This window comes from Bacillus sp. B28 (assembly GCF_029536185.1).
In the GTDB taxonomy this organism is placed as follows: domain Bacteria; phylum Bacillota; class Bacilli; order Bacillales; family Bacillaceae; genus Bacillus; species Bacillus halotolerans.
Genome location: NZ_CP120511.1, coordinates 3998931 through 4018504, shown reverse-complemented (window position 1 = coordinate 4018504; position 19574 = coordinate 3998931). Strand labels below are relative to the sequence as shown.

Annotated in this window: 18 protein-coding genes; 8 read left to right on the top strand and 10 right to left on the bottom strand. The window is 45.0% G+C overall.

Annotation, left to right across the window (positions count from 1 at the left end; all coding sequences use genetic code 11):
• The first annotated feature begins 82 nt into the window (after positions 1-82).
• Complete coding sequence (locus tag P3L57_RS20015; RefSeq protein ID WP_069486671.1) at positions 83-1315, top strand: outer membrane protein assembly factor BamB family protein; 1233 nt, start codon at positions 83-85, stop codon at positions 1313-1315.
• A gap of 43 nt (positions 1316-1358) precedes the next feature.
• Here the strand turns inward: P3L57_RS20015 and P3L57_RS20010 are convergent, their stop codons facing one another.
• The gene (locus P3L57_RS20010) at positions 1359-1826 is read right to left on the bottom strand and encodes an RDD family protein (protein ID WP_059335293.1); all 468 of its coding nucleotides are present in this window, start codon (positions 1824-1826) and stop codon (positions 1359-1361) included.
• A 204-nt stretch (positions 1827-2030) separates the two neighbouring features.
• Complete coding sequence (locus P3L57_RS20005) at positions 2031-3368, bottom strand: aldehyde dehydrogenase family protein (protein ID WP_059335292.1); 1338 nt, start codon at positions 3366-3368, stop codon at positions 2031-2033.
• Positions 3369-3508: 140 nt separating this feature from the next.
• Between P3L57_RS20005 and P3L57_RS20000 the strand changes: the two genes are divergently transcribed.
• Positions 3509-4669 carry a TetR/AcrR family transcriptional regulator gene (locus P3L57_RS20000; protein WP_069486673.1) on the top strand — a complete coding sequence of 387 codons (1161 nt, stop codon included), beginning with the start codon at positions 3509-3511 and terminating at the stop codon, positions 4667-4669.
• 33 nt (positions 4670-4702) lie between these two features.
• On the opposite strand, the gene P3L57_RS19995 is transcribed toward P3L57_RS20000, so the two are convergent.
• Positions 4703-5524: an SDR family oxidoreductase gene (locus tag P3L57_RS19995; protein ID WP_069486674.1), complete on the bottom strand. Its 822-nt coding sequence runs from the start codon at positions 5522-5524 to the stop codon at positions 4703-4705.
• Between the two features lie 118 nt (positions 5525-5642).
• On the opposite strand from P3L57_RS19995, the gene P3L57_RS19990 reads away from it, so the two are divergent.
• Together P3L57_RS19990 and htpG are read left to right on the top strand one after the other, a co-directional pair.
• A complete protein-coding gene (locus tag P3L57_RS19990) occupies positions 5643-5894 on the top strand; it encodes a hypothetical protein (protein WP_024123458.1) in 252 nt (83 codons plus the stop codon).
• A 189-nt stretch (positions 5895-6083) separates the two neighbouring features.
• Entirely contained in the window at positions 6084-7964 is a 1881-nt protein-coding gene (gene htpG / locus P3L57_RS19985; RefSeq protein WP_264798219.1) for a molecular chaperone HtpG, read from the top strand.
• Between the two features lie 44 nt (positions 7965-8008).
• Here the strand turns inward: htpG and P3L57_RS19980 are convergent, their stop codons facing one another.
• The 7 genes from P3L57_RS19980 to iolR form a co-directional block, all read right to left on the bottom strand.
• Positions 8009-9394 carry a sugar porter family MFS transporter gene (locus P3L57_RS19980; RefSeq protein WP_069486676.1) on the bottom strand — a complete coding sequence of 462 codons (1386 nt, stop codon included), beginning with the start codon at positions 9392-9394 and terminating at the stop codon, positions 8009-8011.
• Between the two features lie 127 nt (positions 9395-9521).
• Positions 9522-10034, bottom strand: coding sequence for an HPP family protein (locus P3L57_RS19975; protein WP_044160106.1), 513 nt, complete (start codon positions 10032-10034; stop codon positions 9522-9524).
• Positions 10035-10146: 112 nt separating this feature from the next.
• Positions 10147-10713, bottom strand: coding sequence for a CGNR zinc finger domain-containing protein (locus P3L57_RS19970; RefSeq protein ID WP_083244483.1), 567 nt, complete (start codon positions 10711-10713; stop codon positions 10147-10149).
• A gap of 176 nt (positions 10714-10889) precedes the next feature.
• On the bottom strand, positions 10890-11195 hold the full coding sequence (locus P3L57_RS19965) for a DUF2653 family protein (protein ID WP_069486677.1): 306 nt from the start codon (positions 11193-11195) through the stop codon (positions 10890-10892).
• A 3-nt stretch (positions 11196-11198) separates the two neighbouring features.
• The gene (locus tag P3L57_RS19960; protein ID WP_059353239.1) at positions 11199-11846 is read right to left on the bottom strand and encodes a hypothetical protein; all 648 of its coding nucleotides are present in this window, start codon (positions 11844-11846) and stop codon (positions 11199-11201) included.
• Between the two features lie 273 nt (positions 11847-12119).
• The gene (locus P3L57_RS19955; protein ID WP_024123451.1) at positions 12120-13052 is read right to left on the bottom strand and encodes an aldo/keto reductase; all 933 of its coding nucleotides are present in this window, start codon (positions 13050-13052) and stop codon (positions 12120-12122) included.
• Between the two features lie 53 nt (positions 13053-13105).
• The gene (gene iolR, locus P3L57_RS19950) at positions 13106-13861 is read right to left on the bottom strand and encodes a myo-inositol utilization transcriptional regulator IolR (RefSeq protein ID WP_024123450.1); all 756 of its coding nucleotides are present in this window, start codon (positions 13859-13861) and stop codon (positions 13106-13108) included.
• Positions 13862-14269: 408 nt separating this feature from the next.
• On the opposite strand from iolR, the gene iolA reads away from it, so the two are divergent.
• The 4 genes from iolA (at position 14270) to iolD (ending at position 19570) form a co-directional block, all read left to right on the top strand.
• Positions 14270-15733: a methylmalonate-semialdehyde dehydrogenase gene (gene iolA, locus P3L57_RS19945; protein WP_069486678.1), complete on the top strand. Its 1464-nt coding sequence runs from the start codon at positions 14270-14272 to the stop codon at positions 15731-15733.
• A gap of 74 nt (positions 15734-15807) precedes the next feature.
• Entirely contained in the window at positions 15808-16623 is an 816-nt protein-coding gene (gene iolB, locus P3L57_RS19940; RefSeq protein ID WP_044160097.1) for a 5-deoxy-glucuronate isomerase, read from the top strand.
• A 23-nt stretch (positions 16624-16646) separates the two neighbouring features.
• Complete coding sequence (gene iolC, locus P3L57_RS19935; RefSeq protein WP_069486679.1) at positions 16647-17624, top strand: 5-dehydro-2-deoxygluconokinase; 978 nt, start codon at positions 16647-16649, stop codon at positions 17622-17624.
• A 32-nt stretch (positions 17625-17656) separates the two neighbouring features.
• The gene (gene iolD / locus P3L57_RS19930) at positions 17657-19570 is read left to right on the top strand and encodes a 3D-(3,5/4)-trihydroxycyclohexane-1,2-dione acylhydrolase (decyclizing) (RefSeq protein WP_069486680.1); all 1914 of its coding nucleotides are present in this window, start codon (positions 17657-17659) and stop codon (positions 19568-19570) included.
• The last annotated feature ends 4 nt before the right edge of the window (positions 19571-19574 follow it).

Genomic DNA, 19574 nt, shown 5'->3' with positions numbered 1-19574 from the left:
TTTTGTGAAGCAGAATGATAAAATGGATGAATATGTTATGATGATCATATATTAGAAAATACATATAATGGGGGTCTCAATGATGATCAAGTCATTTCGTATGAAAGCTTTGATTGCGGGAGCTGCGGTGGCGGCTGCTGTTTCGGCCGGCGCTGTTTCTGATGTGCCCGCTGCCAAAGTGCTTCAGCCGGCAGCTGCTTACGCGGCGGAAACGGTGTTTTCTCAAAATAATGGAGCATCCGGCTTTTTAACAGGAAGGTATGATGTACAAGCTATGGCGCCTGCCATGTTTAACTGGTCACGCGAGAGTCGATTCGCTGGCAATACAGACGGGACGCTGAAATGGCAAAACGATATTAGAACGACACCGCAAAATGGTGCGGGGGCAGTAGTTGATGGAGACGGCACGGTATATCTTCATTCCAGAGACGGGGAAATGAAAGCCTTTAATCCTGACGGCTCAGTCAAATGGGTGACGGGCAATCTGGGAAAAACGTTCACACAATCTCCTGTACTCGGAACCAACGGTGTTATCTATCTGGCATCTTATGATAAAAAGATTTATTTTATCGACAAGGAAACGGGTGAGATTTTAACAACGGTTCCGTTAAGCGGCGGGCCAAGCTCTGAAACGGTGATCGGTTCAGACGGCACGTTGTACTTCTCAACACTTGATAATTATGTTCACGCGATCAAACCGACGTCAAAATCAACTTGGACAGAGCGCTGGAAGTTGAAAACAAATGGTGTCGTCAGCTCTGTGCCGGTGCTTGCCTCAAACGGCACCGTGTATGTCGGCACATACAATAACGTGTTTTATGCGATCAATTCCGGAACCGGACAGGTGAAATGGTCCAGAACGACGTCAAATGCGTTTAAAGGATATCCGGTGATTGATAAGGATGGCACCGTTTATGCCGGCAACCAAGACGGACAGCTGTATGCGTATACGTCAACAGGCAGCTTAAAATGGACATTCCCTCTCAACGGGTTCTCAAGTTCATCGCCTGCGATCGACCATAACGGCAACATCTATATCGGTTCAGGAAGCGGCGAGCTGTTTTCCATCAGCAAAAACGGGGATATGAACTGGTCATTCTACACAGACGGCCCTGTCAGAACGGCGCCGCTGATTGACGCGAAGGGAACGGTTTATTTCGGGTCGGATGATATGAAGGTTTATGCGGCGGACGGAAACGGCAATGAATTATGGAGCTATCAAACCGACAGCAACGTCGTGTCATCTCCCCAGCTTGCTGAGGACGGAACACTTTATATTGGAAGTTATACGAAGCTGATGGCTTTTAGAAAATAGCAGAACAGGCTGGCGAGGTGATCTCGGCAGCCTGTTTTTGGTATCAATCAAGATGTTTATTTTTATAGATAACCTTAGTCCCGCAAATATAATCGTGTAATGCCAGTTTAGAGGGGAAAGCCGCCATAATGTAACCGATATACAAAATTCCTGATGGTATGTAAGCGAAAAAACGGCCAAAGCTGTGCCAAAATGAAATTCGCTCGCCATACTGATTGACAACGATGATGCCCATAAGTTTTTTGCCTAGTGTTGCTTGCATTTTTGAAGAAGTCAGCAAGCTATAATAAAGAATGCCGAAGATATATATGATGGCGATAACAGGGATCGTCCCGAATATCAGGATATAAAATTTATATTGCTCTTGTGTCATATAGGAGCTTCCTGCATCAATGAGAGGCAGGACAATGAAGGTGTTAATTTGGATCATAATAAAAGCAAAAAAATAGATAATTAAATCATCAATAATAGAGGCAACTGCCCGAATCCAAAATCCAGCTGGCTTTTCCATGTATAATATTCTCTCCTTTGAAGTTTCCTGGGATATTATACGTTAGAGGCTGTGCGGTTTCAATGAGATATACTAGAGGAATTTGGTCTCGTAGTGAAAATGGTATTTTATCACTTTTCATTTCTTTATTTTACCTTTTTATCTTTAGGTGAATAGAATGTTAAAAAAGAATCTGCAAGGTAATGCAGATTCTCTTCACTACAATTATTTAGAGGCTTGAATCAATACACCCTTCTCATGAGAAAACTCTTTAAATCCGTATACCCCATGGTAGGAGCCGATTCCGCTTGTATTTACGCCGCCGAATGGCAGGTTGACGTCACTAAAGTGAACGACAACATCGTTAATGGCTGCGTTGCCTGATGTTGTATGCTGAAGGACGTTGTCGATCAGGTCTTGGTTGTGGCTGAATACATAAAGCGCGAGCGGTTTATCGCGGTCATTTACGTAATCGATGACCTCGTCGATGTCTTCATAGTTCATCATTGGCAGGATCGGTGCAAAGATTTCTTCCTGCATGATCTTCATATCTGGCGTAACGTTTTTCAAAACGGTTGGCGAGATCGTACGGTCGCTTGCATCAAATACGCCGCCGAACACGACTTCCGCGCCTTTCTCGATAGCGTCGTCGAAAAGGTCTTTGACGCGGTTGAAGTTGCGGTCGTTGACAATCTGCGTAAATTTGCTGCGGTCCGGATTGTGATCATCCTCCATAAATCCTGCGTTGACGATTGTTTGTAAAATGCCCGCGAACTTGTCCTGCACATCTTTCTTAATGAAGATATAATCCGGTGCGATGCAGGTTTGGCCGGCGTTTACGAATTTGCCGACGGCGATCTTTTTCGCTGCGTCCATGAGATCGTATTCATTGTCAATGATTGTCGGGCTCTTGCCGCCAAGCTCAAGTGTGACAGATGCCAAGTGTTTGGCAGCCGCTGTCATGACGATTTTTCCGACATTTGTGCTTCCAGTGAAGAAAATATGGTCGAATGGCTGATCCAGAAGCTCGGTTGCCACCTCAACCTCTCCTTCAAAAATCGCAACTTCTTTTTCATCAAAAGCATCTCGAATTACTTTTGCGGCAATGTTGCTTGTGTTCATTGTAAAATCGGACAGCTTCACAATCGCGCTGTTTCCTGCTGCGAGAGAAGCGGCAAGCGGCGCCATTGTCAGCATAAACGGATAGTTCCACGGGCCAAGGATGAGTGTTACGCCTTTTGGCTCGTACATGAGAATCCCATTTGCCTCGGAGCTTAACGATGAACCGACTTCTTTAGGCGCCATCCATTTTTCCAGGTTGTTCATATTATCTCTGATCGCTTTTTTTGTTCCTTCGATTTCCGCTTTTTTGACCTCGTGATATGGCTTCCGCACGTCTTTGCGGATCGCTTCGATGATTTCCTCTTCATGTGCAATGACGGAATCCAAAAAGCGCTGAAGCTTTTCTTTACGCTGTTCCGCTGTTGAAGCGCGCAGCACTTTTTGCTGTTTTTTCTGAAGCTGGAAGACGCGCTGAATGTCGTCTTTTAATTGCTGTTCCATTGTAAATCCCCCTCATTTGCTTTCTGCTTATCTCGGAACTATTATAAAGTGGTATCTTTTCTATAAGAGAGACAACGGAGAATCATCTATACGTTACCGTACATATATCGAACATCTGTCTAAGTTTGGAGGTGACTTTTTTGCCGGAATCTGCTGAGGCTCAAATCAAACAGGCGCTTCTGGATTTATTAGAAAAAAGGGATATTCGACAGATTACAATGAAAGAAATTGCTGAACACGCACAAGTGAGCCGCGCGACGCTCTATCTTTATTACGAGGATAAGTTTTCAATCATTGAGGATTTAATGAGTGACATGCAGGAAGGATTGGGCGAAGCGCTCTACGAAGCCTTCAAGCACATGGATACACTTCATCTCAGCCAAAAGCGGCAAACAGTGCATCCAACATTGTCTTTTGTTCATCAGCATCAATCTTTTTTTTCAGCAATGATGGTCAGAGACAACGTACCGTATCACAATTTCCACCGGTTTTTTAAAGATGTGTTTCAGCAGGATGTCATGCTGTCTCCGGTTCATGTGAATTTGACGCCGATGGAGCAGGAGATTTACGGACATTACAGGGCTTTGTATACGTATGCCATTATTTTGTACTGGCTGAATGAGGATGCGTCTGCATCTCCGCAAGCCATCAGTCACAAGGTATGGGAACTCGTTTCTCAGAAACGGTTTTATTGGCTGTTTGGGCAGGCTGTTGAAGCGGAGCCGGAGGAGAGAAAGCAAGTTGACCGGCGTGTTGTCCGCACAAGACAGGCGCTGCAAGAGGCTTTGCTGGACGTATTGGCGGAGAAAAAAGACTATGCGGCGGTGACTATTTCGGATATTACCAGAAAAAGCAACATCCGCAGGGCAACCTTTTATGATCACTATGCCAATAAAGATGAGCTGTTACAAGCGATGATTCATCAATCATGTGCAGATATGATTGATCGGCTGACGGTGAGTGCCAGTCCGGATGAGCTTTCTTTAGCGGAAGCTGAGACGGCGCTTGCCAGCCTGCTTTCTGCATTATCGGAACGCTCGCCCATTGTCCGGTTTCTCAATCCTGAATGGGGAATTCCTCATGTGATACCCAGCATGTTCAAAGCGCTGGAATCTTTTTACCTGCACCAGCAGCTTGATATCCGCGCGGGGAAGAAACTTTATGCTTATTATGTCTCCGCTATGATTATCGGTTTGATGTTGTATCGGCTGGATGAGGGAAAGGCGCACGATCCGAGGGTGCTGGCCAGGGAGTTTTTGCAGTTTTTAGATGTGAAGAAGTATAAGATTATATTGCTTTGAAAAACAGAAAAGAGAGGGGCTGAATCTCCTCTCTTATTTCGTTTCTTCCTTCCATTTCTCATCAATCAGCATCTTCCCAGGCCATGTATACGCCATGATGCCGCCGTCTGCGGTGATGTCTTCGCCTGTGACGTATGAGCTGTCGTCAGATGCGAGGAACAGCGCCACCGTTGCCATTTCCTTCGGCTGGCCGAGGCGGCCGAGCGGTGTGATCCATTTGTTGGCTTCGCGGAATTTCTCGCCCATTTCCTGTTCCTTGGTGCCAGCTAATTTGTCAATAAGCGGCGTTTCAATCGTACCCGGTGAGATGGAATTGACCCGGATGCCGTTTCTTGCGTAATCAATTGCCATCGCTCTTGTCAGGTTTGTGATGCCGCCTTTTGCGGCGTTATAGCCGGAGCGGTCGAGGTCCGCGGCCCGGCCTGACATGGAGGAGGTGTTGATAATGGAGCCTCCCTTTTCGAGCATAAGCGGAATCAGATATTTGCTGCAAAGGAATGTGCCGCGCAGGTCGACGGCCATAATGCGGTCAAATAGCTCAACGGGGTATTCGTGCACCTTTCCGCCTTCCTGATCGACGCCGGCGTTATTAAACAGAATATCTATCGTTCCGCACGCCTCCTTGATTTGATCAGCAAAAGCTTTCACGCTGTTTTCATCTGACACATCGAGGTGAAAGGCATCCGCCTGTCCTCCGTTTTGCCTGATTGCTTCAACTGTATCTTCCATTTGATCTGTATTGATGTCTCCGATCATCACACGCGCGCCTTCATTGGCAAAAACCTCTGCCGTTGCTTGTCCAATGCCTGTTGCGGCGCCTGTGATCACAGCGGTTTTGTTATCAAGTCTTCCCATAACACAAATCCTCCTTTTTCTAGTTGTCTTCCCGCTGTGTGCAGTGATAAACATGTGAGAAAAGTAATACCTGCATATGTTAAAATGAACTAGAAATTGTTGGGAGGTTTTATGTGTTTTGAAGATACAGCATAAGAAGGAACTCAAATTTTATTGTCTCATTACGATTCCGGCTGCGTTTGCTGTGCTGACTGTCATCTCTTTTTTATTGCAAGAGATTACGTTTCCGGTTACAGCTAGCGCATTTCTGAATGCTTCATGGCATAATCTATTGTTTCTGATACCGTTCTGTTTGTTTTTCTATCCGGTGCATATTTGGATGAAGCGGGAGTTTAGCCGATGGAATGATGCAGGACAAAAGAGAGGCTGATCCTCTCTTTTTCTTATCAGACTGTCTAGAAAAAATAGTGAAAATACCCCCAACTAATGTTAAATTTACATATATATGCATCTATTGATCTTTGATGAAAACTGTATTGACATGAGTCATCATTTATGATAAATAGATGCTGAAAAGAGTTTACATAACATCACAAAGCATGAAAAAGGAGAGAGCGGAATGGCCAAAAAAGAGTTTAAAGCAGAGTCCAAACGACTGCTGGATATGATGATTAACTCCATTTACACTCAAAAAGAAATCTTTCTTCGTGAGTTAATTTCCAATGCGAGTGACGCGATTGACAAAATCTATTACAAAGCGCTGACAGACGATGCGCTGACCTTCGATAAAGACAATTACTACATAAAAGTCGCGGCTGACAAAGGCGCGAGAACACTGACCATCACGGATACAGGGATTGGAATGACAAAGGACGAGCTTGAACAGCACCTCGGTACGATTGCGAAAAGCGGCTCTCTTGCATTTAAAAAAGAAAACGAACAGAAAGACGGCCATGACATCATCGGGCAATTCGGTGTCGGATTTTATGCGGCGTTTATGGTAGCCGATGTGGTGACCGTTATCAGTAAGGCGCTCGGCAGCGAAGAAGCGTATAAATGGGAATCTGCTGGCGCAGACGGTTATACAATTGAGCCGTGTGAAAAGGATTCTGTCGGCACAGACATTATCCTGAAGATCAAAGAGAACACGGAAGATGAGAGCTATGATGAGTTTTTAGAAGAATACCGTTTAAAAGCGATCATCAAAAAGTACTCTGACTTCATTCGCTACCCGATCAAAATGGATACAACGGTTAATAAGCCGAAGGAAGGCAGCGAGAATGAATTTGAAGAGGTGCAGGAGGAACAGACGGTTAACAGCATGGTGCCGATCTGGAGAAAAAACAAGAGCGAGCTGACAGATGAGGACTATGAAACGTTCTATTCTGAAAAGCATTACGGATTTGATAAACCGCTCACTCACGTCCATATCAGCGTGGACGGTGCCGTGCGCTACAACGCCATTTTATTTATTCCTGAAAACATGCCGTTTGACTATTATTCTAAGGAATATGAGAAAGGCTTGGAGCTCTATTCCAACGGCGTGCTCATCATGAACAAATGCGCGGATCTGCTTCCGGACCACTTCAGTTTTGTGAAGGGTATGGTCGATTCTGAGGACCTATCGCTGAACATTTCCAGAGAAATGCTGCAGCATGACCGCCAGCTGAAGCTGATTGCGAAAAACATCAGCAAAAAGATCAAAAGCGAGCTGCAGAGCCTGCTGAAAAAAGACAGAGAAAAATATGAGACCTTCTACAAATCGTTCGGCAGACAGCTGAAGTTCGGCGTGTACAATGATTTTGGCGCGAATAAAGAGCAATTGAAGGATCTCTTATTATTCTACTCTTCCAAAGAGAAAAAACTGGTCAGCCTGGACGAGTACGTATCCAGAATGCCTGAAGAGCAGAAATACATTTATTACGCGACAGGTGATTCTTACGAACGCATTGAGAAATTGCCGCAAACGGAAATGGTAGCGGACAAAGGCTATGAAATTCTCTACTTTACTGAGGACATCGATGAGTTTGCGATCAAAATGCTCGCTTCATATCAAGAAAAAGAGTTCAAATCTGTATCAAGCGGCGATCTTGGCATCGATTCAGAAGAGGATCAAAAGCAGTCTGAAGAAGAGGAAAGCAAGTACAAGGATCTGTTTGAGGAAATGAAAAATATCCTGTCTGACAAAGTGAAAAACGTCAGAGTATCGAAACGCCTCAAATCTCATCCGGTCTGCCTCGCAGCTGACGGTGAAGTGACAATCGAGATGGAAAAAATCTTAAACGCGATGCCGGACAGCCAAAATGTAAAAGCGGACAAAGTGCTGGAAATCAACCCGAATCATGAGGTATTCAACACGCTGCAGAACGCTTTTGAACAAGATAAAGAGAAACTAAGCCTGTATACAAATCTCCTGTACAACCAGGCGCTTCTGATCGAAGGTCTGCCGATTCAGGACCCTGTGGAATTTACGAACAATATGTGCAAGGTGATGGTGTAATCATAAAAAAGGAATCGTCTCGATGAGACGATTCCTTTTTCTATTTATGAGGTCCGTTCATTGAGCATACGGCTTTGTCCGTTGTTCTTTCTTCTAAAACGTTTTTTCAGGCTTGCTTCAATTTCTTCTAAGCTTTTCCCTTTGGTTTCAGGAACCATGTAAAGGGCGAAGAAAAATGAGAGAAGACAAATAACTGAAAAAATTGTAAAGACCCATGCGATGCCCATGGCGCTGAGCATCAGCGGGAAGACCAGCGACACGATCAGGTTGGTTGCCGATAACACCAAAGTGGTAAAGCCCGTCGCGGCCCCGCGCGCTTTGGATGGGAAGAGCTCAGGCATCAGAACCCATACAACCGGACCCCATGTTGCCTGGTAAAATACGATATAAACTCCGAGAAAAACAACAGTCAGCCAAGCTGTTGATGTTGAGAGCCCCAGCGTCAGGAGTACAGCCGATAGTGCGGCCAAGCTCAGCGTAATGCCGATGCTTCCCCAGATCAGCAGCTTTTTGCGGCCGATGCGGTCGATTAAAATCATAGCTGTAATACACATGATGACGTTGAGTACGCCGATTCCCATTGTGCCGAGCACCGATGCCGATGTGCCGAGACCGGCCTTCGTGAAAATGGTTGGCGCGTAGTAGATAACCGTGTTAATGCCGACAGCCTGCTGGAAAACGGCGAGGCCGACGCCAATGAGAAGCATAGGGCGAATCCATTTGGCTTTTAGCAAGCCGAGTGTTGTTTCTTTTTTCTCTGCTTCCCCTTGTTTCATATCTGCCAGTTCACGTTCAATATCTTCTTGATCATGAGTGATTTTCATGATTCGTTTCGCTTCATCTTCACGTCCGCGCTTCACGAGCCATCTTGGTGATTCAGGCATAAATGCGATCCCGATTAATAACAGCACGGCAGGCACCGCAGCCAGCCCCACCATCCAGCGCCACGCTTCAAACGGTGTGAATAGATAATTTACGATATATGCAAGTAAAATACCGGTGACAATCATTAAATTGTTCATCGTGCCGAGTGTTCCGCGGATTTTTGTCGGTGCCATTTCGGAAAGATATACAGGCACCAGCGCCGTTGAACCGCCTACAGCCAAGCCGAGAATGACCCGAGACGCGATCAGCATGGTAATGGTTTGAGAAAATGCACAAGCAAGCGCTCCGATGATAAAAATGATGGATAAAACAAATACGACTTTTCTCCTGCCCCAGCGATCGGAGCACGTGCCGCTTAAAGCGGAACCGAAAATCGCGCCGAGGAGCAGCATGCTGACAACCAATCCTTCTGTCAGTGTTGTTAAAGGGATATCATTGTTGATAAACAGCAGCGCTCCCGAGATGACACCCGTATCATAACCGTAAAGCAGCCCCCCTAAAGCGCCGAAAAAGTAGATCATATATTTCCTTGTGTTTGTCTTCACAAATGTTCCTCCTCAGTCTTTGAGCCAGTGAGTATGTACTACGTGTAACAAAGTTAATAGATTAGTACCCTACTCCTAATCAATTTGAAACATTTGTTTGAAAAAGATTGATTTCACAAAAGGAAATTCAAAGCCAAAACGAGGGATATTGGCGGTTTTTACGCAAGTTATTGATCACGAGTGCAATGATCACGATGATGGCAGATCCAATGAAAACGGGAAACAGTAAATAACTCCAAGTATACGCCCCTTGAATGACCACAATGGGATCTGCGCCGGCAGGAGGGTGAGTGGTTTTGGTCAGCATCATGAAAAAGATGGCAAGCCCTGTCCCCAATGCAAAAGTCCAGGGATGAGCCCCGAATATATGAAGGACAGCCAGCCCTGTAAGTGCAGAGATAAAATGCCCGCCAATCACATTTCTCGGCTGTGATAAAGGTGCATTCCAAGCGCTGAATACCAGCACGCAGCTCGCTCCAAAAGGGGCCATTAACCATAGGCTTGATGTATAAGAGGTCAATACTGCAAGCGCCAGAATGGTGATGAATCCTCCTAAAAAGCCTGTGACGGCGTCCTTTCCGTTGACCCGTAAAGGCGTCTTTCCTGTCCCTTTCATTTTTAAAAAGAAGTTGTTTTCCAAATTTATCCCTCCAGTATGTATAGGATAATAGTTAAATACTAACCTGTCAATTTTATTTCCAGGGGTTAGTTTTTCAAGTCGATAAAAAAACCGTTCTCTGGGGAACGGTTTTTTACTCATTATTGATTTTTTTCTGATGGCGTGAGACCTTTTGTCTGTTGCCGCATATCTTCATGGAGCACCATTTTCGCCTTCCTGTTTTATCAAGAAAAAGCAAAATGCACTTTTCGTTCGCACACCGTTTCAGCTGTTGGATTTCTTTTGTATGAATCAGCCATAAGGCATCGTAAGCGATAAGCGATAAAATAGAATCATCTGGTTTTCCATTCGGAATGCGGGCAAGTTTGTCATCTAAGATTTGATAAGAAAAAGGAGCGGCGGCGATTTGATCTTGCAGGAAAGAGATAAAAGCTGGAGAAGGTTCACTGCCTTCGGCGATACGCTCAAAGTGTTTTCTCAGTTCAGCCCGGAATTGATGAATCCGCTGCAATTGTCCCCGGACTTCCTGTAGCGTCAAAGAACTGAGAAAAGGAGCAGTTTCTCCCATTATTTCAAACCATGTCATCAGGTCTTTTTCTGACTGGATGAGATCGTGCCGTTTGTCATAGCTTATGATTTCAGTATTCACGAGATCGAGAGAAAGGTTTTGTGTGATAAGAGGGAATTGAGCATTTGCCATTGTAATCATTCCTTTCAAAATCATTGTAAGCGCCAAAACCTTTTTGACGCAAGGATATGAGTAAAAGGAGGCTTTGCATGTTATCTCTAGGCAGTGTGCTCTTCCTGTTTACCGGAAAAGTACCGGAGGGGAAAAACATCAAAAAACCTTACTCGCGCGGAGTAAGGTCTTGATTTTTATACTCCCTCGTTGACAAAAACCAAGGCGGAGAAACCTTTTTTCTTATCAAATTGCAATTCAACGACGGTAACGTCTGGATTGAAGTTGTGGTATTCCTCTAAGAACTGAATAATGCCTTCTGAAATGTCATCTGACTCAAGCTGCTTGTGATGAAGGCCATATTTGGCTTCCGCGAAGAATCCTGTACGCTTGTTGTAAGACAGCTCTTTTACTTCAACGTCCTCAGGGTAAATCTCTTCTTCATTAGAAATATACACACAAATCCCGTCTACAATTTCTTGCTCATTTAATACCAATTTCATTACCTAAAAGCTCCTTCTGTACGTCTTCGGTGTTTTAAATGCACGAATCAGTGCGATGACAATGAGTAAAATAATGATCAAAGCGATGATATCCACGATCCAGGCAATGGGTGAAGCGCCATAAGAAACATAGCCCGGGCCCCCGACTGGATGATAGGTGTAGCCCCAAGGGTGCATCATGCTGATCATGAACATGCTTGTTGTGAATCCGCTATAATAGCCAAACCATCCTGATGGCGAGAATCCTGCATTGTAATAATGATTCACTGAAACATAACGTCCGCCAACATAAGCTTTAGATGTTTTTCCGCTGTATGTCTTTCCGCTTACTTTTGATGTGGCGCCGGAAAACGTGCCTGACGATTTTTTAGAGCTTGATGAGCTTGTCTTTTCAGGTTTCTTTTTCAGTGAAATCGATGATGATGAATCATCAGACGTTTTGGACTTGTTGCTTGAGGAGCTTGATCCTGAACTGTAGCTTGATTTCGGGCTGGATTTATAGCTTCCGCTGTATGACGAGCTTGAACTTCGGCTGCTGTGGCTGGATGATGAGCGGCCGCTAAAACTTTTTGCGTGAGAAATGGCTGATGGCAGCAGTACACCTAAAGCAACGGTTACTGCAACTAAGGCTTTAACATATTTCAGTTTCATTCTGTTTCCTCCATAGACCGCAACGGCCCGTTATTTCTGGTTTGAATCGTCTGCAAAAGTGATAGAAGCTGATGAGCTTATTCTATTGCTAGCTCATTCTAGCGTCATATCAATCTTTCATATCATGTTTAGCTTTTTCAATCACTTTCTTTCTGAGATAAACTACCTTTATTTTATCGGATTCATGGCTCTTTTTGTAAGTTTTGTATCAAAATCAAACCAATTTATGGGCAAAAAAAAACAGCCTTCCCCATGGAGAAGGCTGTTTTTTTATTATGCGAACAGCTTATCAATAAACGAAATATCCTCCTGAGAAAGCGTTACATCGGCTGTTTTGATGTTATCAATCAGCTGATCGGCACGTTTTGCCCCAGGGATTAAAATGTCAATTTCCGGTCTTGCCAAATACCAAGCTAATACGATGTGAGGGATGTCCACGTTGTGCTTTTCAGCAATCGGCGCCAGTTTGTTGACCTTTCTGATATTTTCTTTGAAACGCTCGCCCTTGAAGTGTTCCTGTTCGTTTCGCAGGTCTCCTTCAGGGAATGTTGTATCTTCCGTATATTTTCCGGCCAGTAATCCTGATACAAGCGGGAAGTAAGGGATGAAAGAAATATTGTGTTCCTTCGTATACGGGAAGAAGGTTGTTTCCGCTTCACGGTTTAACAGGTTGTATTCACCCTGAAGCACATCGACCAAACCGTCTCTGTTGGCTTCCTTCAGCTGTTCCAAAGAGAAATTGGAGACACCGATGGAACGGATTTTTCCGGCTTGCTTCATTTCATTCAGTGCGTTAACCGCTTCATCCTTCGGCGTATGTTCATCCGGAAAGTGAATGTAGAACAGATCGATATAATCGGTATTCAAACGTTTCAGGCTTTCATCAACTGATTTTTTCAGAAACTCAGGCGAATTATCAAAAACAAAGTCATTTCCTTCTTTTCTGTGCGCGGCTTTTGTGGCAATGACGACATCTTCACGATTGAACTCGCGCAGCACTTCACCAATTAGCTCTTCCGAACGGCCGATGCCATAAATATAAGCGGTGTCTAACATGGTCACGCCATTACGAATGGCCTCGCGAACCAATTCTTTTCCGGTTTCTTCATTCAGATTCGGGTAGAGGTTATGTCCTCCGACAGCATTTGTTCCTAATCCGATAGGGAATACCTGCAAGTCTGATTTTCCGAGCGTTGCTTTTTTCATGATCTACCTCCTGGAATAAAATTGATGAAAGACTCTCAACACTATTGTAAACGTTAGGCCAGATGAATGCCGATTTGGTGCTCATGGCAGTACTGCGTGTACTCGTCATCTAACGGCTGAGAGGTCACAATACAGTGCAGTCTGTCAAAGGGCGCATAGGTCAGCAACGTTGATTTTCCGAATTTTGAATGGTCGGCCAATAAATACACTTCTTTCGCTTTTTCAGAAATCCTCTTTTTAATGTCATACTCGAGCAGATCCGAATTGGTCAGTCCGTGTGTCAGTGTTGTTCCGGTTGCGGACATAAAGGCTTTATTGATATTGTACTTCTCTAAAGTGCCCGGATCATCCATGCCGACAAAGGAGCGTGTTTTTCTTTTATAGTTGTTTCCGATAATGATTAAGTTGATATTCTTCATAGCAGATGCCGCATTGATAATGTCCAAGCTGTTGGTTAAAATGGTGACATTTTTGTTCGGATCAAGCGTATCGAGAATCGATTTTGTGGTTGTTCCTGAGTCAATGAAGATTAAGTCATGATCTTCAATAAACCGGGAAGCATAATGGGCAATTTTTGTTTTCTCATCTTGGTGCTGGATGGTGCGATTCTCAAAAGGAACAAGTGCGGTTTTCTCAATTGATGTTACGCCGCCGTATACTTTTTCGATCGCACCCTTTTCCGTCAGCTTGTTGATATCGCGTCTGACTGTGTTTTTCGAAACATTGAAAACCTGGCACAGCTCATCTAAGGAAACAGTGCCATGTGATAAAATGTACTCCTCCATTTCCTGTATCCGCATCAGTTTCATACAAAAAACTCCTTCTTGAATCTTAAAGTAATGTAAATATATAATAAAAACCAAAAGTTAATCAATAGTTGCTTAAAAAATGATAACATTGGTATGTATCTTTTGCAAGATTCGTCGGACTTCTCTTACCTCTCTTCATTGTTTAAAAGATTAATATAATAAAAATAATGAAAAAATGTAGTGTTTATGATTGACTTATGGGTATTATACGATTAGAATATAACCAAGAAATGACCAAAAAGTAACCTGTTGTGTGCGATTTCAGTGATGATATGGTTGCTTACATAAAAAGTGTATCTAACCACTGATTTTTTTGGTTTTTTTGAAAGCGTTTAATTGTTATCTTATGAATCTATCCTGAACCATCCATACAAGTGTATGTGTTTACTAATGAAGGAGGCAATAAGAATGGCAGAAATCAGAAAATTAAAAAACTATATCAACGGTGAATGGGTTGAAAGCAAAACGGATCAATATGAAGACGTTATCAATCCGGCTACGAAAGAAGTGCTGTGCCAAGTGCCGATTTCTACAAAAGAAGATATTGATTACGCGGCTCAAACAGCGGGTGAGGCATTTAAAACATGGTCGAAAGTGGCGGTTCCGCGCCGTGCAAGAATTCTATTTAACTTCCAGCAGCTGCTGTCTCAGCATAAAGAAGAACTTGCTCATCTGATTACCATCGAAAACGGCAAAAACACAAAAGAAGCTCTGGGGGAAGTGGGACGCGGGATTGAAAACGTTGAGTTCGCGGCAGGCGCGCCTTCTCTGATGATGGGTGACTCACTTGCTTCTATTGCGACGGATGTGGAAGCGGCGAACTACCGGTATCCAATTGGAGTTGTCGGCGGAATCGCACCATTTAACTTCCCGATGATGGTTCCTTGCTGGATGTTCCCAATGGCAATTGCACTCGGCAACACATTTATTTTAAAACCGTCTGAGCGTACGCCGCTGTTAACGGAGAAATTGGTTGAGCTTTTTGAAAAAGCGGGCCTTCCAAAAGGTGTTTTCAACGTCGTATACGGTGCGCATGACGTTGTGAATGGCATCCTCGAGCATCCTGAAATTAAAGCGATTTCATTCGTAGGCTCCAAGCCGGTCGGTGAATACGTCTACAAAAAAGGAAGCGAAAACTTAAAACGTGTTCAATCTCTGACAGGCGCGAAAAACCACACGATTGTCCTGAATGATGCGAATCTCGAAGACACGATCACAAACATCATCGGAGCAGCCTTCGGTTCAGCCGGAGAACGCTGCATGGCTTGTGCGGTTGTGACAGTTGAAGAAGGTATCGCTGATGAATTCATGGAGAAGCTTCAAGAAAAAGCCGCTGAGATTAAAATCGGAAACGGCCTTGATGACGGCGTGTTCTTGGGACCGGTTATTCGTGAGGACAACAAGAAACGCACGCTCAGCTACATTGAAAAAGGGCTGGAAGAAGGCGCGAGACTCGTTTGTGACGGACGTGAAAATGTGTCTGACGACGGCTACTTTGTCGGCCCGACAATCTTCGATAATGTCACAACAGAGATGACGATCTGGAAAGACGAAATCTTTGCTCCTGTCCTATCCGTCATTCGTGTGAAAAACCTGAAAGAAGCCATTGAGATTGCCAACAAGTCTGAATTCGCGAACGGCGCCTGCCTGTTCACATCCAATTCGAATGCCATCCGCTACTTCCGTGAAAATATTGACGCAGGAATGCTCGGCATCAACCTGGGTGTGCCGGCACCGATGGCGTTCTTCCCATTCTCCGGCTGGAAGTCTTCATTCTTCGGAACGCTGCACGCGAACGGTAAAGACAGCGTTGACTTCTACACGCGTAAAAAAGTGGTGACAGCAAGATACCCGGCACCTGATTTCAACTAAACGACGAACAGCCGAACGGCGTGTCTTTGCGCTGTTCGGACTCATTCTTACCATAGAAAGAGGAGGGCTTAACCATGAGTCATTTGTTGCGTAAGCCGCAGTCGAATGAAGTATCAAAAGGCGTCAAGCTTGTGCATGAAGTAACGAAATCAAACTCGGATCTTACCTATGTAGAGTTTAAAGTGTTAGAACTCGCATCCGGTTCAAGCTATACAGAAGAATTGAAAAAACAAGAAATCTGCATTGTGGCAGTGACGGGAAAAATCACAGTGACGGATCATGAATCTGCGTTTGAACATATCGGTACGCGTGAAAGCGTATTTGAGAGAAAACCGACAGACAGCGTCTATATCTCCAATGACCGTGCCTTTGAGATTACGGCAGAGAGTGATGCGAGAGTGGCGCTTTGCTATTCGCCATCAGAGAAACAGCTTCCGACAAAGCTGATCAAGGCGGAAGACAACGGGATTGAACATCGCGGAAAGTTTTCCAACAAACGGACCGTTCACAACATTCTTCCGGATTCAGATCCTTCAGCTAACAGCTTATTAGTGGTTGAAGTGTATACAGACAGCGGAAACTGGTCCAGCTACCCGCCTCATAAACACGATCAAGACAACCTGCCGGAGGAGTCCTTCTTAGAAGAAACCTACTACCATGAATTAGACCCGGGGCAAGGCTTTGTATTTCAGCGCGTATACACAGATGACCGTTCTATTGACGAGACAATGACTGTAGAAAATGAAAACGTTGTCATCGTTCCTGCGGGATATCACCCGGTAGGTGTGCCGGACGGATATACGTCCTACTATTTAAATGTCATGGCAGGACCGACACGAAAATGGAAGTTTCATAATGATCCGGCTCATGAGTGGATTTTAGAACGCTAACAAGTGAGGAGTGGCTGTTTACGATGAAGTATACATTCAATGAAGAGAAGGACTTTGATATTGTTGCCATCGGCCGGGCGTGTATTGATTTGAACGCGGTTGAATACAATCGCCCAATGGAAGAAACGATGACATTTTCGAAATACGTCGGCGGCTCACCTGCGAATATCGCGATCGGCAGCTCAAAGCTGGGATTAAAAGCGGGCTTTATCGGCAAAATTCCAGATGACCAGCATGGCAGATTCATAGAGGCCTATATGAGAAACACCGGGGTAGACACAACACAAATGATCGTTGATAAGGAAGGGCATAAAGCCGGTCTCGCATTTACTGAAATTCTGAGCCCGGAAGAATGCAGCATCTTAATGTACCGCGATGACGTGGCCGATCTTTATCTTGAGCCTTCAGAGGTAAGCGAGGACTACATCGCAAATGCGAAAATGCTGCTCGTGTCCGGGACAGCGCTCGCCAAAAGCCCATCACGGGAAGCGGTGTTAAAAGCCGTTCAATATGCGAAAAAGCATCAGGTAAAAGTCGTGTTCGAACTGGATTATCGCCCATATACATGGCAGTCAGCCGATGAAACAGCTGTTTACTATTCTTTGGTTGCTGAGCAGTCCGATATCGTCATCGGAACACGGGATGAATTCGATGTCATGGAAAACCGCACAGGCGGCAGCAATGAAGAGTCTGTCAATTATTTATTTGACCATTCAGCCGACCTTGTCGTCATCAAGCATGGCGTAGAAGGCTCTTACGCATACAGCAAATCCGGCGAAGTCTTCCGCGCCCAAGCGTACAAGACAAAAGTGCTGAAAACCTTCGGAGCCGGTGACTCGTATGCTTCGGCCTTTATCTACGGACTTGTCAGCGGCAAAGACATTGAAACGGCATTGAAATACGGAAGCGCCTCAGCCTCCATTGTTGTCAGCAAGCACAGCTCATCGGAAGCCATGCCGACGGCGCATGAAATCGCACAGCTTATTGAAGCACAGTCATAATTGAAAAAGATCGAGTAAAGGTGGGATCGTTTGTGGGTAAGAAAATTCGCTTAACAACAGCACAAGCGCTGATTACATTCTTAAACCAGCAGTACATCCATGTAGATGGAAAGGAAGAGCCTTTTGTAGAAGGGATTTTCACAATTTTCGGTCATGGAAATGTTTTAGGGATTGGCCAGGCGCTTGAGCAGGATGCAGGCCATTTAAAAGTGTACCAAGGGAAAAATGAACAGGGAATGGCGCATGCCGCAATGGCGTACAGTAAGCAAATGCTGAGAAGAAAAATTTACGCGGTCTCAACATCTGTCGGACCGGGAGCGGCCAACTTAGTGGCGGCAGCCGGCACTGCATTGGCAAATAATATTCCTGTTCTCTTCATTCCGGCAGATACATTTGCGACAAGGCAGCCCGACCCTGTACTGCAGCAAATGGAGCAAGAGTACAGTGCGGCGATTACAACAAACGATGCATTGAAGCCTGTATCGAGATACTGGGATCGCATTACACGCCCTGAGCAGCTGATGAGCAGCTTGCTTCGCGCTTTTGAAGTCATGACTGATCCGGCAAAAGCGGGTCCGGCGACCATTTGCATTTCTCAGGATGTGGAAGGCGAAGCGTACGATTTCGATGAAAGTTTCTTCGTCAAACGGGTTCACTATATTGATCGCATGCAGCCGAGCGAGCGTGAGCTTCTAGGTGCGGCGGAGCTGATTAAAGCCAGCAAAAACCCTGTGATCCTCGTAGGCGGAGGCGCGAAATATTCCGGTGCGCACGATGAATTAATCGCCATTTCTGAGGCCTGTGACATTCCGCTGGTTGAAACACAGGCAGGCAAATCGACTGTGGAAGCTGATTTTCCGAACAACTTGGGCGGAATGGGCATCACAGGAACACTCGCGGCAAATAAGGCAGCCCGCCAAGCGGATTTGATTATCGGTATCGGCACAAGATATACGGATTTTGCGACATCCTCTAAGACCGCTTTTGATTTTGATAAAGCGAAGTTTCTGAACATCAATGTCAGCCGAATGCAGGCGTATAAACTCGATGCGTTCCAAGTGGTGGCGGATGCGAAAGTGACGCTTGGCAAACTGCACGGCCTGCTTGAAGGCTATAAGAGTGAATTTGGCTCAACGATTCAAGAGCTGAAGGACGAATGGCTCGCTGAACGTGACCGCCTCAGCAATGTGACATTTAAACGGAAAGATTTTGATCCGGAAATCAAACATCATTTCTCTCAAGAGATTCTAAACGAGTACGCTGACGCGTTGAATACCGAGCTTCCGCAAACAACGGCATTGCTGACGATTAACGATACCATTCCTGAAGACAGCGTGATTATCTGTTCGGCAGGCTCTCTTCCGGGAGATTTGCAGCGTTTGTGGCACTCCAATGTTCCGAATACGTATCATCTGGAGTACGGATATTCCTGCATGGGCTATGAAGTGTCCGGCACACTGGGGCTTAAATTGGCTCACCCAGACAGAGAAGTGTATTCCATTGTCGGAGACGGCAGCTTCCTGATGCTTCATTCCGAGCTGATCACAGCGATTCAGTATAACAAGAAGATCAATGTGCTGCTTTTTGACAACTCAGGATTCGGGTGTATCAACAACCTGCAAATGGACCACGGAAGCGGCAGCTACTACTGTGAGTTCCGCACAGATGACAACCAAATCTTGAATGTCGATTACGCGAAAGTCGCTGAGGGTTACGGCGCGAAAACGTACCGTGCTAACACAGTAGATGAGTTAAAAGCGGCGTTAGAGGATGCGAAGAAACAAGACGTATCAACGTTGATTGAAATGAAAGTGCTGCCAAAAACAATGACTGACGGCTATGACAGCTGGTGGCATGTCGGAGTGGCTGAAGTATCTGAACAAGAAAGCGTTCAAAAAGCATATGAAGCAAAAGAGAAAATGCTCGAATCTGCTAAGCAGTATTAGAGGG

Bases quoted from the DNA above. Each gene is read 5' to 3' on its own strand.
- P3L57_RS19965 (WP_069486677.1), bottom strand. From the start codon at position 11,195: ATGAAATTGGTATTAAATGAGCAAGAAATTGTAGACGGGATTTGTGTG.
- htpG (WP_264798219.1), top strand. From the start codon at position 6,084: ATGGCCAAAAAAGAGTTTAAAGCAGAGTCCAAACGACTGCTGGATATG.
- P3L57_RS19960 (WP_059353239.1), bottom strand. From the start codon at position 11,846: ATGAAACTGAAATATGTTAAAGCCTTAGTTGCAGTAACCGTTGCTTTA.
- P3L57_RS19995 (WP_069486674.1), bottom strand. From the start codon at position 5,524: ATGGGAAGACTTGATAACAAAACCGCTGTGATCACAGGCGCCGCAACA.
- P3L57_RS20005 (WP_059335292.1), bottom strand. From the start codon at position 3,368: ATGGAACAGCAATTAAAAGACGACATTCAGCGCGTCTTCCAGCTTCAG.
- iolR (WP_024123450.1), bottom strand. From the start codon at position 13,861: ATGAAACTGATGCGGATACAGGAAATGGAGGAGTACATTTTATCACAT.
- iolA (WP_069486678.1), top strand. From the start codon at position 14,270: ATGGCAGAAATCAGAAAATTAAAAAACTATATCAACGGTGAATGGGTT.
- P3L57_RS20015 (WP_069486671.1), top strand. From the start codon at position 83: ATGATCAAGTCATTTCGTATGAAAGCTTTGATTGCGGGAGCTGCGGTG.
- P3L57_RS20010 (WP_059335293.1), bottom strand. From the start codon at position 1,826: ATGGAAAAGCCAGCTGGATTTTGGATTCGGGCAGTTGCCTCTATTATT.
- iolC (WP_069486679.1), top strand. From the start codon at position 16,647: ATGAAGTATACATTCAATGAAGAGAAGGACTTTGATATTGTTGCCATC.
- P3L57_RS19970 (WP_083244483.1), bottom strand. From the start codon at position 10,713: ATGGCAAATGCTCAATTCCCTCTTATCACACAAAACCTTTCTCTCGAT.
- P3L57_RS19955 (WP_024123451.1), bottom strand. From the start codon at position 13,052: ATGAAAAAAGCAACGCTCGGAAAATCAGACTTGCAGGTATTCCCTATC.
- iolB (WP_044160097.1), top strand. From the start codon at position 15,808: ATGAGTCATTTGTTGCGTAAGCCGCAGTCGAATGAAGTATCAAAAGGC.